The sequence below is a fragment of the Protaetiibacter mangrovi genome, assembly GCF_024752305.1.
GTDB classification, from domain to species: Bacteria; Actinomycetota; Actinomycetes; order Actinomycetales; family Microbacteriaceae; genus Homoserinibacter; species Homoserinibacter mangrovi.
Map to the genome: position 1 here is coordinate 322,549 of NZ_JANTHX010000007.1, position 14,046 is coordinate 336,594.

Below are 14,046 nucleotides of genomic sequence, written 5' to 3' on the forward strand. Positions count from 1 at the left end.
GCCTCGCGGCGCTCCTCGACCACCTAATCCCTGCTGATGCGCACCATCTCGTCGCGCGGCACCACCTTGATGCGGGCGCGACCGTGCGGCTCGCCGAGCGCCATCTCGTGGGCGTCGAGGCGGTGCCATCCGTCGAGGTCGGTCCAGGCGACACCCCGCTCGGCGAGCAGCGCCGGGATGGCGTCCTCGTCCGGCTCGGCGGGGCTCCACCAGCTCGCCTGATCCTTCACGAGGTGCGAGATGGTCTCCATCGCATCCGACTTGGTATGCCCGATCAGGCCCACCGGACCGCGCTTGATCCAGCCCGTGGCGTAGACGCCCGGCACGATGCGGTTGTCCTTGTCGAGCACCTGGCCCTCGTGGTTCGGCACCACGCCGTGCTTCTTGTCGAACGGGATGCCGGGCAGCGGCGACCCGAAGTAGCCGACCGCCCGGTAGACGGCCTGCACGGGCACCTCGCGGATCTCGCCCGTTCCGCGCACCCCGCCCTGGCCGTCGGGCTCGGTGCGCTCGTACCGGAACGCCGTGATGCCGTGCTCGTCGCCGACGACCTCGAGGGGCTTGGCGTAGAAGTGCAGGTGCAGGCGACGGGAGGCCTGCCCGACCTCGCGCTGCCGCCACTGGCCGAGCACCTTGTCGATCACGAGCACCTGCTTGTTGGACTCGATGGCCCGCTTCGAGGCCTCGTCGTAGTCGAAGTCCTCGTCGTAGACGATCATGTCGACGTCGCGCAGCTCGCCGAGCTCGCGCAGCTCGAGCGGGGTGAACTTCACCTGCATCGGCCCGCGGCGCCCGAACACGTGCACGTCGGTGACGGGCGAGGCCTTCAGCCCCTCGAAGACGTTGTCGGGGATCTCGGTCGGCAGCAGGTCCTCGGGGTGCTTCGCCAGGATCCGCGCCACGTCGAGCGCGACGTTGCCGTTGCCCACCACGGCCACCGACTCGGCCTCCAGCGGCCAGGTGCGCGGGTAGTCGGGATGCCCGTCGTACCAGCTGACGAAGTCGGCGGCGCCGTAGCTGCCGGGCAGCTCGATGCCGGGGATGTCGAGGGCTGCGTCGTGCACCGACCCCGTCGCGAAGATCACCGCGTGGTAGTGCTTCTTGAGGTCGTCGAGGGTGATGTCGCGACCGTAGAGCACGTTGCCGAAGATGCGGATGTCGCCGCGGTCGAGCACCTCGCGCAGGGCCGTGATGATGCCCTTGATGCGCGGGTGGTCGGGGGCCACGCCGTAGCGCACGAGCCCGTAGGGCGCGGGCAGCTGCTCGAACAGGTCGATCGACACGTCGAAGGCGCGCTCGTACTTGAGCAGGATGTCGGCGGCGTAGATGCCGGCGGGCCCGGCGCCCACGATGGCGAGGCGGAGCTTCATGCGGGGGGTTCCTTCCTGGCGCCGGGGCGCGTGGGGTGCGAGCGTGCGGCGGATCAGCCGGAGCGCTCGACGATCGCCTGGGCGAATCGGGTCAGCGAGGTCTTGACGGGTCCGTCGGGCAGCGGCGCGAGCGCGGCGACGGCGTCGTCGGCCCAGCGGTTCGCCTCGGCGATCGTCGCGGCGGTCACCGGATGGGCGCGCAGCTCGGCGACCGCGTCCGCGAAGGCGGCGGGGTCGGCATCCGCGTCCATGCCCCCCTCGAGGCGCGACAGCAGCGCCGCGGCCGCCTCGTCGCCCTCTGCCTCGCGGCGCAGGTACAGCAGGGGAAGCGTGGGCACGCCGGCGCGCAGATCCGTGCCGGCGGCCTTGCCGGTCTGCCCGATCTCGCTCGACAGGTCGATCACGTCGTCGACGAGCTGGAACGCGACGCCGACCTTCTCGCCGAACGTCTCGACCGGCTCCCGGTACTCCTCGGGTGCGTTCGAGAAGATCACGCCGATCACCGCCGCGCAGGAGATGAGCGAGCCGGTCTTGTCGGCCAGCACGCTCAGGTAGTGCTCGATCGGATCGTCACCCGCCCGCGGGCCGACCGTCTCGTGCAGCTGGCCGAGGCACAGGCGCTCGAAGACGTCGGCCTGGATGGTGAGCGCGCGGTCGCCGAGGCTCGCGATGAGCTTGGACGCCCGGGCGAACAGCAGGTCGCCCGTGAGGATCGCCACGGAGTTGCCCCAGACGGTCTGCGCGCTCGGCACCCCGCGCCGCACCTGCGCGTCGTCCATGACGTCGTCGTGGTAGAGCGAGGCGACGTGGGTGATCTCGACCGCCTGTGCGCCGACGACGACGTCGTCGTTCACTCCCTCGCCCAGCTGCGCCGTCAGCAGGGCCAGCACGGGGCGCACGCGCTTGCCGCCGGCGTCGAGCAGGTAGCGGCCCGCGGCATCCGCGATGTCGTCGGCGAAGGCGAGCTGGGTGGTGAGGCCCGCCTCGACCTTCTCGAGGCCCGCCTCGATGGCGCGCGCGAAGCTCTTCTCCTCGCTCGAGGCGAAGAGCGCGTCGCCGAGCCCCAGGGCGCCGCCGAGCGTGCGGCGGCGGATGATCGAGGGTGTCGGGGTCACGTGGTGGCCGTTCGGGAGCTCAGTCGGTCGCGCGCGGGGAGCGGCGGCGGGCGGCGGATGCGCGCACCGCCGGGTCGACGGGCTTGCGGGCGCGGTGCAGGGCGACGACGCCCCCGGTCAGGTTGCGGTGGGCGACGCGCGAGAAGCCGACGCCGCGGATCCACTTGGCGAGGGCGTGCTGGTCGGGCCAGCGCTCGATCGACTCCATGAGGTAGCGGTAGGCGTCGGGGTTGCTGCTGGCGAGCTTCGCGACGAGCGGCATGCCGAGCTTCATCCAGCCGTCGTAGCCGAACTGCATGAGCGGGTTGGTGGGGTGCGAGAACTCGCACACGACGAGCCGGCCCCCGGGCTTCAGCACCCGGTACATCTCACCCAGCGCCGCGATCGGGTCGGCGATGTTGCGCAGGCCGAAGCTGATGGTGACGGCGTCGAACTCGTCGTCGCCGAACGGCAGACGCGCCGCATCGCCCTCGACGAACTCCAGCTTCGGATGCCGGCGACGCCCCTCGGCGATCATGCCGGGCGAGAAGTCGAGGGCGACGACCGTCGCGCCCGACCGGGCGATCGACGCGGAGGAGGTGCCGGTGCCGGCCGCGATGTCGAGGATGCGCTCGCCGGGCTCCGGGGCGATGGCCCGCACGGTGGCGATCCGCCAGAGCGGCGCGTTGCCGAGCGAGAGGATGTCGTTGGTGCGGTCGTACCCGCGGGCGACGTCGTCGAACATGCCGGACACCTCGTCCGGCTTCTTCTCCATGTCCGCCTTGTTCACCATGGGCCATCCTAGCCAGGCGCGTATGCCGCACGCCTGGGCCGTTCGACCCGCTCGGACGCCGCCGCGGGAGCCTAGGCTGGTGAGGTGACCGAACCCGAGCGCGCCGTGCCTGCGCTCTCCGCGCGTACGCGGGTCGTCGATCCGGTGACGTCGCTGCTCCCGCTGCTCGACGCGCAGTCGCCCCTGCTGTTCATGCGCCGGGGTGAGGGCGTGGCCGGACTCGGCGAGGCGCTGCGACTGACCTTCCGCGGGCCGGACCGCATCGCGCGCGCCGCCGAGACCTGGCGTCGCGTCGCGGCCGCCGCCGCCGTGGACGATCCGGTGCGCAGCTCCGGCAGCGGTCTGCTGGCCTTCGGCGCCTTCACCTTCGACGAGCGATCCGAGTTCGAGAGCGTGCTCATCGTGCCCCGCACCATCATCGGTCGGCGCGACGGCGTGAGCTGGGTCACCGAGGTGACGGTCGCCGGCGAGGACGGGCCGCATCCGACCCCGGAGGCGACGGCGCTCGGCGCGGAGTTCCGTCTGGCGCTGCAGCCGGGCGACGTCGGTCCCGACCGCTTCCGCGAGCTCGTCGCCCGCGCCGTCGAGCGCATCCGTGCCGGCGAGCTGCGCAAGGTGGTGCTGGCGCGCGACCTCGTCGGGCACCTGCCCGAGGGCGGCGACCTGCGGCGCGTGCTCGTCGACCTCGCGCTCGGCTACCCCGACACCTGGACCTTCGCGATCGACGGCCACATCGGCTCGAGCCCCGAGACGCTCGTGCGCGTGAACCACGGCAAGGTGTCGGCGCGCGTGCTCGCCGGGTCGATCGCGCGCGGCGCCGACGCGGATGCCGACCACGCGGCCGCCCTCCGGCTCGCGACCTCCACCAAGGACCTCGACGAGCACCGCTACGCCGTGCAGAGCGTGCTCGACGCCCTCGGCCCCCACGCGCGCTCGGGGATCTCGGCGAGCGAGATCCCGTTCGCGCTGAAGCTGCCGAACCTCTGGCATCTCGCGACCAACATCGAGGGCACGCTGTCGGACGGGTCGTCGGCCCTCGATCTCGCGGCGGCGCTGCACCCGACCGCGGCGGTCGCCGGCACCCCGACGGGGAGGGCGCTGGAGGTGATCCGCGAGCTGGAGCAGCTCGACCGCGGGCGCTACGGCGGCCCGGTCGGCTGGGTCGACGCGCACGGCGACGGCAAATGGGCGGTGTCGCTGCGGTCCGCGGAGATCGACGCGGCGGGCGACATCCGCGCGTATGCCGGCGGCGGCATCCTCGCGGCATCCGACCCGGATGTGGAGCTCGCCGAGACGAAGCTGAAGTTCCGGCCCATCGTCGAAGCCTTCGGCTGAACCCCCGCCCGCGGCGTCAGCGCCGGTCGAATCGCACCCCGGCCGGGTTGCTCGGCAGGATCGTGAGGATCAGCACGATGAGATCGCCGACCGAGGGGACCAGTCGCAGCAGCACCAGCCATCCGGACAGATTCGCGTCATGCAGTCGGCGCACCGTGACCGCGAGCTGCGGGATCAGGGTGACGACGAACCAGATGACCAGCAGCCCCACGCCGACCGAGGCGAGCGCGCCGAGCGTGAACATCGACCCGTCGGTGCTCAGATCGCCTGTCGCCGCGCCGCCCACCAGGAACACGACCGCCACGCCGATGTAGACGATGCCCGTCGCGAGGGCCCACCACCAGTACTCGGACAGGCTGGCGCGTCCCGAGAAGGTGGCGTACTTGCGGAAGAAGCGTGAGACGGCCTGGCCGAAGGTGGCGCCGGGGAGGGGGAGATCGAGCGACGCAGCGGAGGATGTCGTCATGGCCACACGGTAGACCCGTGCGCGCCACCACGGAACCGGTGGCGAGGTCAGCCGAGGGCGGCGCGTTGGGCCGCGACGTCGAAGTCGGCGGGCGGCCACTCCTGCCGGAGCGAGCGCAGCGCATCCGTCAGCAACTCGGAGACGGCGAGGCGCGCGTACCACTTGTGGTTCGCCGGGATCACGTACCAGGGCGCCGTCTCGGTCGCGGTGCGTTCGATCGCGAGCTGGTAGGCGGCCTGGTAGTCGTCCCACAGTGCGCGCTCGGCGAGGTCGCCGGGGTTGAACTTCCAGTACTTGTCGGGCCTGTCGAGCCGCTCGGCGAGACGGTCGCGCTGCTCATCGGACGAGATGTGCAGCATGCACTTGACGATGACGGTGCCGGATGCCGCCACGCGCTCCTCGAAGTCGACGATGGCGCCGTAGCGACGCTCGATCTCGGCGGGATCGGCGAGCTGCCGAACCCGGCCGATGAGCACGTCCTCGTAGTGCGATCGATCGAAGACGCCGATCCGGCCGGGCCCGGGAAGTTCGCGCTCGACCCGCCAGAGGAAGTCGTGCGCGAGCTCCTCGGGGGTCGGCTTCTTGAAGGCGTGGATGTGCACGCCCTGCGGGTCGACCGCGCCGACGACGTGCCGCAGGATGCCGCCCTTGCCTGCCGTGTCCATCGCCTGCAGCACGAGCAAGACGCTCCGCGGATCGTGCTCGGTGTTGGCGAACAGCAGCTCCTGCAGCCGGTCCAGCTCGGGCTCGCCCGCCGCGAGCGCCGCCGCGCCGTCCTTCCGATCGCCGTCGAAGCCGGGGGTGGAATCCGGGTCGACATCCGCCAGGCGGAAGCCCGGCCCCACGCGCAACCGTTCGGCGAAGCTCATGCGCTCACGTTAGCGCCGGCTCGGGGCGCGGGCCCGTGCCGGCATCCCGAATCAAGGAACCGGCGGCCGGTGCCGGGTCGCGAGCGGCGCCTCAGCGGGCGAGCGCGACCTCGACGACGACGCGGCCGGGGGTCGGCGTGAGGGCGCCGTCGAGCTGGCCCCGTTCGGTGACCAGCCGGTGCTCCCAGCCGTAGGCGGATGCGAGGGCCGCCAGGTCGACGTGCTGCGGCGTGAGCAGCACCCGATCGGCGAGCGCCGGGTCGGCGGAGCGCGCCACCTCGAGCCCGTCGAAGATCGTGCCGCCGTGGTCGTTGCCCACCACGAGCTGCAACCGTGGCCACTCCTCGCCCTCGCCGCCGAGCAAGGAGCCGACGTCGTGCAGCAGCGCGAGATCGCCGAACAGCACACGCGTGACGCCGGGACGCGTCTCGTCGCGCTGCGACGCGAGGGCGATGCCCGTCGCCGTCGCGACCGTGCCGTCGATACCGGCGAGCCCGCGATTGGCGTGCACCGGGATGCGCTTGCCGGGCGCCACGCGGTCGAGCTCGCGGATGAGCCGCGACGCGCCCAGCACCAGCCGATCGTGCGGCCAGCTCGCCGCCCACACGGCTTCGGCGAGGTCGCGCCGCGTGACCGGGGCGCGCATCCGCTGCAGCTGCTCGCGCGCGAACGCGGCGCGTTCGGCGTAGTCGGTGCCGATCGAGGCGACCGAGCCGTCGTCGACCTCGAGGAGCGTGCGCGAGGCGTGCACCCAGCGGCGCGGCCACGACGGGTCGGGCTCGCGCGAGGTGTCGACCACGAGCTCGTCGGCGAACCGCGCGACCCGCCGGCCGGGGTTGTAGTCGTCGAGACCCGCGGTGCGCACCACGACCGTCTCGACACCCCGTCGCTCGATGAGCGCGGGCACCTCGCGGCTGAGGGTCGGATGCCCGAACACGACGACGCGCTCCACCCGGTCGCCGAAGCCGGCCGTTCCCAGCAGCTCCCGGTACGCGGCGACGAGGTTCGGGCCGAAGCGGGCACCGCTCGCAACCTCGGCGAGCAGGGGCGCCCCGAGCTCGCGCGCGATCCGCTCCGCCTGCTCGCCCGCGCCCGTTCCGGCAACCACGACGGTGCCGGGCGCCGGGGCGAGCTCGATCGTGTCGGCGGCGGGCACCGCCGCGGACACCCACTCCCCCGGTTCGATCTCGGGCAGCCGCACCGGCGACGAGAGCGGCTCGCGGAAGGCGAGGTTCACGTGACGCGGCCCCCGGATGCCGTCGAGCAGCTCCGCCGCGAGCGCGTCCGCCGCATCCTCCTCGCCCGCGTCGCCGACCGGCGGCGGCACGTCCCACGACTGCGGGGCGACGTCGCGGAAGATGCCCGCCTGACGCGTGGTCTGATTGGCGCCGACACCCCGCAGCTCCTCGGGCCGGTCGGCGCTCACGACGAGCAGCGGGACCCCGGAATGCGCGGCCTCCAGCACGGCCGGGTGCAGGTTGCCGACCGCGGTCCCCGAGGTGGTGACGACCACCGCGGGCACGCCCGTCTCGGCCGCGAGACCCAGCGCGAGGAACCCCGCCGAGCGCTCGTCGATGCGCACGTGCAGGTGCAGCAGTCCGGCCTGCTCGAACCGCGCCGCCGCGAGCGCGAGGGCCTGCGACCGGGAACCGGGGCACACCACGACATCCGTGACCCCCCGGCGGACCAGGCCCGCGAGCAGCGCGGTGGCGTAGACGCTCGCGGGGGCGTCGGGTGCGGGAGGCGTCACCGCGGGTTCTTCGGCGTCTCGCCGTCGGCGTCGCCGTCGAGCTCGGACAGCCGCTTCTCGAGGTCGCGGATGCGCTGCTCCTGCTCCTTCTCGCGGGCGATGCGGCGCAGGAACTCGGGGTCGTCGTCGGGGGCCGCGGGCGGCTGGCGCAGGCGGCCCGCCTGCCGCGGCTCGAGCGGCTCGCGCCCGAGGGCGAACCAGAGGATGGGACCGATGAAGATCAGACCGATCGCGATCACCGCCCACAGCGGCTTGGGCAGCGCCCGCACGCGGGAGGGCTCGATCCGCACGATGTCGACCACCGCGGCGACGAGCAGCACCAGTGCCACGATGAACGGCAGGTAGCGCAGCAGGGCGGCCATGACCCGATTCTAGGCCGGACGGACGCTCAGCACCGGCGACCTAGAATTGCCGGGTGCCCGCCTGGATCCCGTACACCCTGCTGCGCCTCGCCCTGTTCGGCGGCACCTTCGCCCTGCTCTACCTGGTCGGGCTGCCGTATTGGCTGGCGGCGATCGTCGCGACCGTGATCGGGTTGACCGTCGCCTACATCTTCTTCCCGACGCTCCGGAACCGGGTGTCGACCGAGTTCGCCGAGGGGCGCGAGCGCGCCCGTGCGAAGCAGGCTCCCGTCTCCGACGAGCGCGGCGTCGACGAGCGCGCCGAAGACGGGGAGTGACCCGCCGCCCGGATCAGGTCGACGCGCCGACGCCCGCCTGCACGACGAGCGCCAGGGCCGCCGCGAGGCCGACCTCGTAGGCGAGCGCGCTCAGCAGCGTGAGCTTGAGGGCGGTGACGAACTCCCGCGCGGTGCGCGCCGTGATCACGATGAGGATCGCCGGTGCCGCCGCGAAGAGCGCGAAGTACACGTACGCCGCGAGGTCGTAGAACACCGCGTAGAACGCGAGCAACCCGAACGGCGCCGCCACGAGCAGCGCGTACACGACACGGGACGGCATGTCGCCGAGCCGCACCGCGAGGGTGCGCTTCCCGGCCGCGCGGTCCTGCACCCGGTCGCGGAGGTTGTTGACGTGCAGCACGGCGACGGCGAACAGGCCGGCCGCGACACCGCCGAGCCAGGACTCGAGGTTGACCGTCCCGACCTGCACGAACGTCGTGCCCGCCACGGCCGCGAGGCCGAAGAAGACGAACACGGCGAGCTCGGCGAGTCCGGCCGTGTACCCGTACGGGCGCCTGCCCCCGGTGTAGAACCAGGCGACGACGATGGCGACCGCGCCGACGGCGAGCAGCCACCAGTGCTGGGTGAGCACCACGAGGGCCAGACCCGCGACGGCGGCGAGCCCGAAGAACACCAGGGCGACGACGAGCACGTGGCGCGGCTTCGCGCGGCCCGACCCGACGAGCCGTGCCGGCCCCACCCGGTGCGCGTCGGTGCCGCGGATCCCGTCGGAGTAGTCGTTGGCGTAGTTCACGCCGATCTGCAGCAGGGCGGCGACGGCGAGGCACAGCAGCGCGCGCACCCAGTGGTCGTACCACACGGGCATGAGGAGCGCGGCCGCGCCCGTGCCGAGCGCCACGGGCGCGAGGGCGAGTGCGAGAGTCGCGGGCCGGGCTGCCGAGATCCAGGTTCCGAGGGTCGCGGGGCTCGCCTCGGCCGGCGGGCGCCCTCCCGGGCGACCGCTCTTGCCGCGCCCCTTCGAGGACGCGTTCCTGCCGGGGGTCTTCGTCGCGGGCCCCGTCGTCTTCGGGCGCGCGCTGCCTCGCGCGCGATCGACGGCCTGGGGATCGAACCGTTGCTGCTTCGCCACGAGGGGAAGCCTACTGAGGGTTTCGACACGCACGCTGCGGGTGCTACTCAACCACCGGGGGGTGAGTTCGCTGCGAGGGCGCCGAGCGCGCCGCGATCGGGCTTGCCGCTCGCGAGCGTCGGCAGCGCGGCGAGCCGCACGATCCGCTCGGGACGCGCCACCGACCCGAGCGCCACCCCCACGGCGGCGATCGCCGCCGCGTCGTCGACCGCGTCGCCGCTGCAGATCGCGACCGGCCGCTCGCCCCAGCGGGCGTCGGGTACGGCGACGACGACCGCGTCGGCGCATCCGGGCTGGGCCTGCAGCACCTCCTCGATCGCCGCGAGCGCGATCTTGACGCCGCCCGAGACGATCACGTCGTCGCGCCTGCCCGACACGCGCAGCCGCGCACCGTCCCAGTCGCCCGCGTCGGCGGTGCGGAACCAGCGGATGCCGCCGTCGTCGAGGAAGCGCGCCGCGGTCAGCTCCGGGTCGCCCAGATAGCCGTCGGCGATCGTGGTGCCGCCGAGCTGCACCTCGCCGTCGACCACCCGCACGTGCGCACCGCCGATCGGGACGCCGTCGTAGACGCACCCGCCGCTCGTCTCGCTCGACCCGTAGCTGCGCACCACCCGGATGCCCGCCTCGCGGGCGCGGTCCACGAGCGGCGCCGGGGTGGCCTGTCCGCCCACGAGCACCGCCTGGAAGCCGCGCAGCGCCGCCCGGGCGGAGGCGTCACCGAGCAGCGTCGCGAGCTGGGCGGGCACGAGCGCGACGGCGTGGGAGGTGTCGGAGTCGAGCGCGGACGCGGCGGCCGTGAACGCCTCCGCCGTGAATCCGCCCGCGCCGACGGCCACCGGTCGGGTGCCGGCGCTCAGCGACCGCGCGAGCACGTTGAGGCCGGCGATGTAGTGCACCGGCAGGGCGAGCACCCACTGCGCGGGGCCCCCGAGCGCGGACTCGCTCGCCGCGGCGGAGGCGAGCACCGCATCCGTCGGCAGCACGACGCGCTTCGGGCGGCCGGTGGTGCCACTCGTCTCGACCACGAGCCCGACGTGCTGGGCCACCGTGGCGGGCAGCGGGGAGGGATCCGCACCCGGCTCCCCGGAGGCGACGAACAGCGCGGGGCCGCCGGCGAGCGCCGCGCGCAGGGCCTCGAGCACCGCGGAGTGCCCCGCGGCGGCCGGCACCTGGACGAGGGGCCTCATCGGTTCAGAAGTGCCAGGGGTACGGGCCCCAGTCGGGGTCGCGCTTCTCGAGGAACGCGTCGCGCCCCTCCGCGGCCTCGTCGGTGCCGTACGCCAGACGGGTCGCCTCGCCCGCGAACACCTGCTGCCCGACCATCCCGTCGTCGACCGCGTTCATCGCGAACTTGAGCATGCGGATCGCCGTCGGGCTCTTGCCGAGGATCGTCTCGGCCCACGCGAGCCCGGTGCTCTCGAGCTCGGCGTGCGGCACGACGGCGTTCACGGCGCCCATCTCGTGGGCGCGCTCGGCGCCGTACTCCTCGGCCAGGAAGAACACCTCGCGCGCGAACTTCTGACCCACCTGCCGCGCGAAGTACGCCGAGCCGTAGCCCGCGTCGAACGAGCCGACGTCGGCATCCGTCTGCTTGAAGCGCGCGTGCTCGCGGCTGGCGATCGTGAGGTCGCACACGACGTGCAGCGAGTGGCCCCCGCCGGCCGCCCACCCGGGCACGAGCGCGATGACCACCTTGGGCATGAAGCGGATGAGCCGCTGCACCTCGAGGATGTGCAGCCGTCCGGCGCCGGATCGGGGAGCGCCCGCGGGCCGCGTGCCGGGATCGGACCCCGCGTACTCGTAGCCGCTGCGCCCGCGGATGCGCTGGTCGCCGCCGGAGCTGAACGCCCACCCGCCGTCCTTCGGGCTCGGCCCGTTGCCGGTCAGCAGCACGACGCCCACCCTCGGGTTCTGCCGCGCGTCGTCGAGGGTGCGGGCGAGCTCGTCGACGGTCTGCGGCCGGAAGGCGTTGCGCACCTCGGGCCGGTCGAAGGCGATGCGGGCGATGCGACCGGAGGTGTCGAGGTGGTAGGTGGTGTCGGCGAGATCGTCGAAGCCCGGAACCGCGCGCCAGCGCTCGGGGTCGAAGAGCTCCGAGACCGCGGGATCGCCGCTCACAGCGCGCCGATCCAGCTGAGGCCGTAGAGCAGCACGATGGGGTTCAGCAGCACCCCGACCGCGATCGCGGCGATGCCCCAGCCGCGTCCCCAGCGACCGATCACCGCCACGAGGCCCGCGGCGACCGCCAGCACGCTCAGCAGGATGGCCGAGAGCGAGAGGCCGACACCGAGCTCGAACAGCCCGGCGAGCGAGCACGCCAGGGCGACCGCCCAGGTCACCACCATGAGGATCGCGATGCCGCCGGCGACCGAGCCGGGCCAGCGGGGGCGGGGCGCGGTCGCGTCGCCCTCGGGCGCACCGTCGTCGAGGTGCTCGGCATCCGCCGGCACGTCGAAGATCTGCAGCCCGTCGCTCACGCTCCCACCCTAGCGACGGCGGTCGCGGTGCACACTGGAGCCATGCATCCCGACGTCGACGCGCTCCTCGCGGCGGCGCACGTCGTGCGGCTGCCGCTCGCGACGCGGTTCCGCGGCATCCTCGAGCGCGAGGCGGTGCTGCTGCGCGGCCCGAACGGATGGGGCGAGTTCGCGCCGTTCCTCGAGTACGACGACGCCGAGAGCGCGGCCTGGCTCGCCGCCGCCGTCGAGGCCGCCTGGGGCGAGCGGACGCCCGTCCTTCGCGACACGATCCCCGTGAACGCGACGCTGCCCACGGTGCCGCGGGAGCGCATCGCGGAGGTGCTCGCGCGGTTCGGCGAGGTGCGCACCGTGAAGATCAAGGTCGCGGATGCCGGCGAGACCCTCGCCGACGACGTGGCGCGCGTGCGCGAGGTGCGCCGCATCCTCGGGGCCGAGGGGCGGATCCGGGTGGACGCGAACGGCGGCTGGAACGTCGACCAGGCCGAACGCGCGGCCCACGAACTCGCCGGCTTCGACCTCGAGTACCTCGAGCAGCCCTGCGCGACGATCGACGAGCTCGCCGAGCTGCGCGGGCGGCTGCACGACTGGCAGCTGCCGATCGCGGCCGACGAGAGCGTGCGCAAGTCCGACGACCCGCTCGCCGTCGCGCGCGCCGGCGCCGCCGACCTGCTGGTGGTGAAGGTGCCGCCGCTCGGCGGCGTCGCCCGTGCGCTGCGGATCGTCGCCGAGGCGGGGCTGCCTGCGGTGGTCTCGAGCGCGATCGACACCTCGGTCGGGCTCGCGATGGGCGCCCGGCTCGCCGCCGCCCTGCCCGAACTCGACTACGACTGCGGCCTCGGCACCGCCGCACTGCTCGCGGCCGACGTGACCGGCGAGCCGCTGCTGCCCGTCGACGGTGCCATCCCGGTGCGCGACGTCGACCCCGACCCCGAGATGCTGCGCGCCCACGCCGCACCCCCGGATCGGGTGGCGTGGTGGCACGCCCGCATCCGCCGCTGCGCCGCTCTACTCCCCTGACCCGCTCGTCGAGAGCCTGCGGGACCGGCTCGTCCTCCGTGCAGGGATCTCTGTGTCGGCACTCGAGAAACGCCGCGACCGCGCTCGTGGCGTTTCTCGGCCGGCGCCGCGGATTATCGCGGCGCAAGAGAACTCACAGCCCGCTGTAGGCGTGCAGCCCCTTGAAGAAGAGGTTGACGACGGTGAAGTTGAAGAGCACCGCGGCGAAGCCCACGATCGCGAGCCAGGCCGAGGGGGCACCCCGCCATCCGCGGGTCGCCCGGGCGTGGATGTAGCCGGCGAAGACGACCCAGATGATGAAGGTCCAGACCTCCTTGGTGTCCCATCCCCAGTAGCGACCCCAGGCGTGCTCGGCCCAGATCGCGCCGGCGATGAGCGTGAAGGTCCAGAACGCGAAGCCGATCACGTTCACCCGGTAGGCCGTGTTCTCGAGCGCCTCGGAGCTCGGGAAGCCGCGCAGGAACCGCGGCTGGTCGGTGGCGCCGGTCTCGCGCCGCGCCTGCAGCAGCTGCGCGATCGAGAGCCCCGCGCCGAGGGCGAAGAACCCGGTGCCGAGGATCGCGACGAAGACGTGGATGACGAGCCAACCCGACTGGAGGGCCGGCGGCAGCGGCACGACGTCGACGTAGACGTTGATGGTCGCGAGCATCAGCAGCAGCGAGACGAGCCCGGTGATGTAGGCCCCGACGTAGCGCACGTTGCGGAAGATGTTGACGGCGAGGTACACGCCCACGATCACGGCCGTGCCGGTGACGGCGAACTCGAACATGTTCGCCCACGGGGCGCGCGCGGCGGCGATGCCGCGCAGCACGAGCGCGAGCACGTGGATGACGAAGCCGAGCACGGTGAGCGCGAACGCGACGCGGGCCGCGCGGCTATCGCGCACCTCCGGGGCGGCGGTCGGCGGCGCGGGCGGGGCGAGCACCGTGGTGGTGCCCGTGGTCGACGCGACCGACGCGGATGCGGCGGGCTGCGCCGCGAGCGCGCGGCTCGAGCGACCGGAGAGGTCGACGACGTAGCCGATGAAGGCCAGCACGTACACCGCCGCCGCCGAGTAGACGGCGAGCAGCGAGTAGGCGGCGAGGGTCGCGGTCGTCACGGGT

Annotated in this window: 15 protein-coding genes; 3 read left to right on the forward strand and 12 right to left on the reverse strand. The window is 73.4% G+C overall.

From position 1 onward, the window contains the following. Positions 1–23: 23 nt before the first annotated feature. The 3 genes from NUH29_RS09195 to NUH29_RS09205 are packed head-to-tail and all read right to left on the reverse strand — an operon-like array spanning position 24 to position 3,257. Positions 24–1,370, reverse strand: coding sequence for an FAD-dependent oxidoreductase (locus NUH29_RS09195; RefSeq protein WP_258798789.1), 1,347 nt, complete (start codon positions 1,368–1,370; stop codon positions 24–26). Positions 1,371–1,423: 53 nt separating this feature from the next. Then, positions 1,424–2,485, reverse strand: coding sequence for a polyprenyl synthetase family protein (locus NUH29_RS09200; protein WP_258798791.1), 1,062 nt, complete (start codon positions 2,483–2,485; stop codon positions 1,424–1,426). A gap of 19 nt (positions 2,486–2,504) precedes the next feature. Further along, on the reverse strand, positions 2,505–3,257 hold the full coding sequence (locus NUH29_RS09205) for a class I SAM-dependent methyltransferase (protein ID WP_258798792.1): 753 nt from the start codon (positions 3,255–3,257) through the stop codon (positions 2,505–2,507). Positions 3,258–3,341: 84 nt separating this feature from the next. On the opposite strand from NUH29_RS09205, the gene NUH29_RS09210 reads away from it, so the two are divergent. After that, complete coding sequence (locus NUH29_RS09210) at positions 3,342–4,592, forward strand: isochorismate synthase (RefSeq protein ID WP_258798793.1); 1,251 nt, start codon at positions 3,342–3,344, stop codon at positions 4,590–4,592. Between the two features lie 16 nt (positions 4,593–4,608). Here the strand turns inward: NUH29_RS09210 and NUH29_RS09215 are convergent, their stop codons facing one another. The 4 genes from NUH29_RS09215 to NUH29_RS09230 all read right to left on the reverse strand — a co-directional run bounded on the left by NUH29_RS09215 (position 4,609) and on the right by NUH29_RS09230 (position 8,039). Next, positions 4,609–5,058, reverse strand: coding sequence for a DUF805 domain-containing protein (locus tag NUH29_RS09215; RefSeq protein WP_258798794.1), 450 nt, complete (start codon positions 5,056–5,058; stop codon positions 4,609–4,611). Between the two features lie 47 nt (positions 5,059–5,105). Next, entirely contained in the window at positions 5,106–5,927 is an 822-nt protein-coding gene (locus NUH29_RS09220; protein ID WP_258798795.1) for a polyphosphate kinase 2 family protein, read from the reverse strand. A 91-nt stretch (positions 5,928–6,018) separates the two neighbouring features. Further along, positions 6,019–7,677 carry a 2-succinyl-5-enolpyruvyl-6-hydroxy-3-cyclohexene-1-carboxylic-acid synthase gene (menD, locus tag NUH29_RS09225; RefSeq protein ID WP_258798796.1) on the reverse strand — a complete coding sequence of 553 codons (1,659 nt, stop codon included), beginning with the start codon at positions 7,675–7,677 and terminating at the stop codon, positions 6,019–6,021. After that, a complete protein-coding gene (locus NUH29_RS09230; protein WP_258798797.1) occupies positions 7,674–8,039 on the reverse strand; it encodes a PLD nuclease N-terminal domain-containing protein in 366 nt (121 codons plus the stop codon). The genes menD and NUH29_RS09230 overlap by 4 nt, the downstream gene beginning before the upstream one ends. A 53-nt stretch (positions 8,040–8,092) precedes the next feature. Here NUH29_RS09230 and NUH29_RS09235 point away from each other — a divergent pair, with 53 nt between their 5' ends. Beyond that, a complete protein-coding gene (locus NUH29_RS09235) occupies positions 8,093–8,356 on the forward strand; it encodes a DUF4229 domain-containing protein (RefSeq protein ID WP_258798798.1) in 264 nt (87 codons plus the stop codon). A 13-nt stretch (positions 8,357–8,369) separates the two neighbouring features. Here the strand turns inward: NUH29_RS09235 and NUH29_RS09240 are convergent, their stop codons facing one another. The 4 genes from NUH29_RS09240 to NUH29_RS09255 are packed head-to-tail and all read right to left on the reverse strand — an operon-like array spanning position 8,370 to position 11,923. Then, the gene (locus tag NUH29_RS09240) at positions 8,370–9,446 is read right to left on the reverse strand and encodes a 1,4-dihydroxy-2-naphthoate polyprenyltransferase (protein ID WP_258798799.1); all 1,077 of its coding nucleotides are present in this window, start codon (positions 9,444–9,446) and stop codon (positions 8,370–8,372) included. Positions 9,447–9,493: 47 nt separating this feature from the next. After that, positions 9,494–10,633, reverse strand: coding sequence for an AMP-binding protein (locus NUH29_RS09245; RefSeq protein ID WP_258798800.1), 1,140 nt, complete (start codon positions 10,631–10,633; stop codon positions 9,494–9,496). Positions 10,634–10,637: 4 nt separating this feature from the next. Then, complete coding sequence (locus NUH29_RS09250; protein WP_258798801.1) at positions 10,638–11,564, reverse strand: 1,4-dihydroxy-2-naphthoyl-CoA synthase; 927 nt, start codon at positions 11,562–11,564, stop codon at positions 10,638–10,640. Beyond that, positions 11,561–11,923, reverse strand: coding sequence for a hypothetical protein (locus tag NUH29_RS09255; protein ID WP_258798803.1), 363 nt, complete (start codon positions 11,921–11,923; stop codon positions 11,561–11,563). The genes NUH29_RS09250 and NUH29_RS09255 overlap by 4 nt, the downstream gene beginning before the upstream one ends. A 42-nt stretch (positions 11,924–11,965) precedes the next feature. Between NUH29_RS09255 and NUH29_RS09260 the strand changes: the two genes are divergently transcribed. After that, positions 11,966–12,943, forward strand: coding sequence for an o-succinylbenzoate synthase (locus NUH29_RS09260; RefSeq protein ID WP_258798804.1), 978 nt, complete (start codon positions 11,966–11,968; stop codon positions 12,941–12,943). A gap of 133 nt (positions 12,944–13,076) precedes the next feature. On the opposite strand, the gene ccsB is transcribed toward NUH29_RS09260, so the two are convergent. Beyond that, on the reverse strand, positions 13,077–14,042 hold the full coding sequence (gene ccsB / locus NUH29_RS09265; RefSeq protein ID WP_258798805.1) for a c-type cytochrome biogenesis protein CcsB: 966 nt from the start codon (positions 14,040–14,042) through the stop codon (positions 13,077–13,079). Between the last annotated feature and the right edge of the window lie 4 nt (positions 14,043–14,046).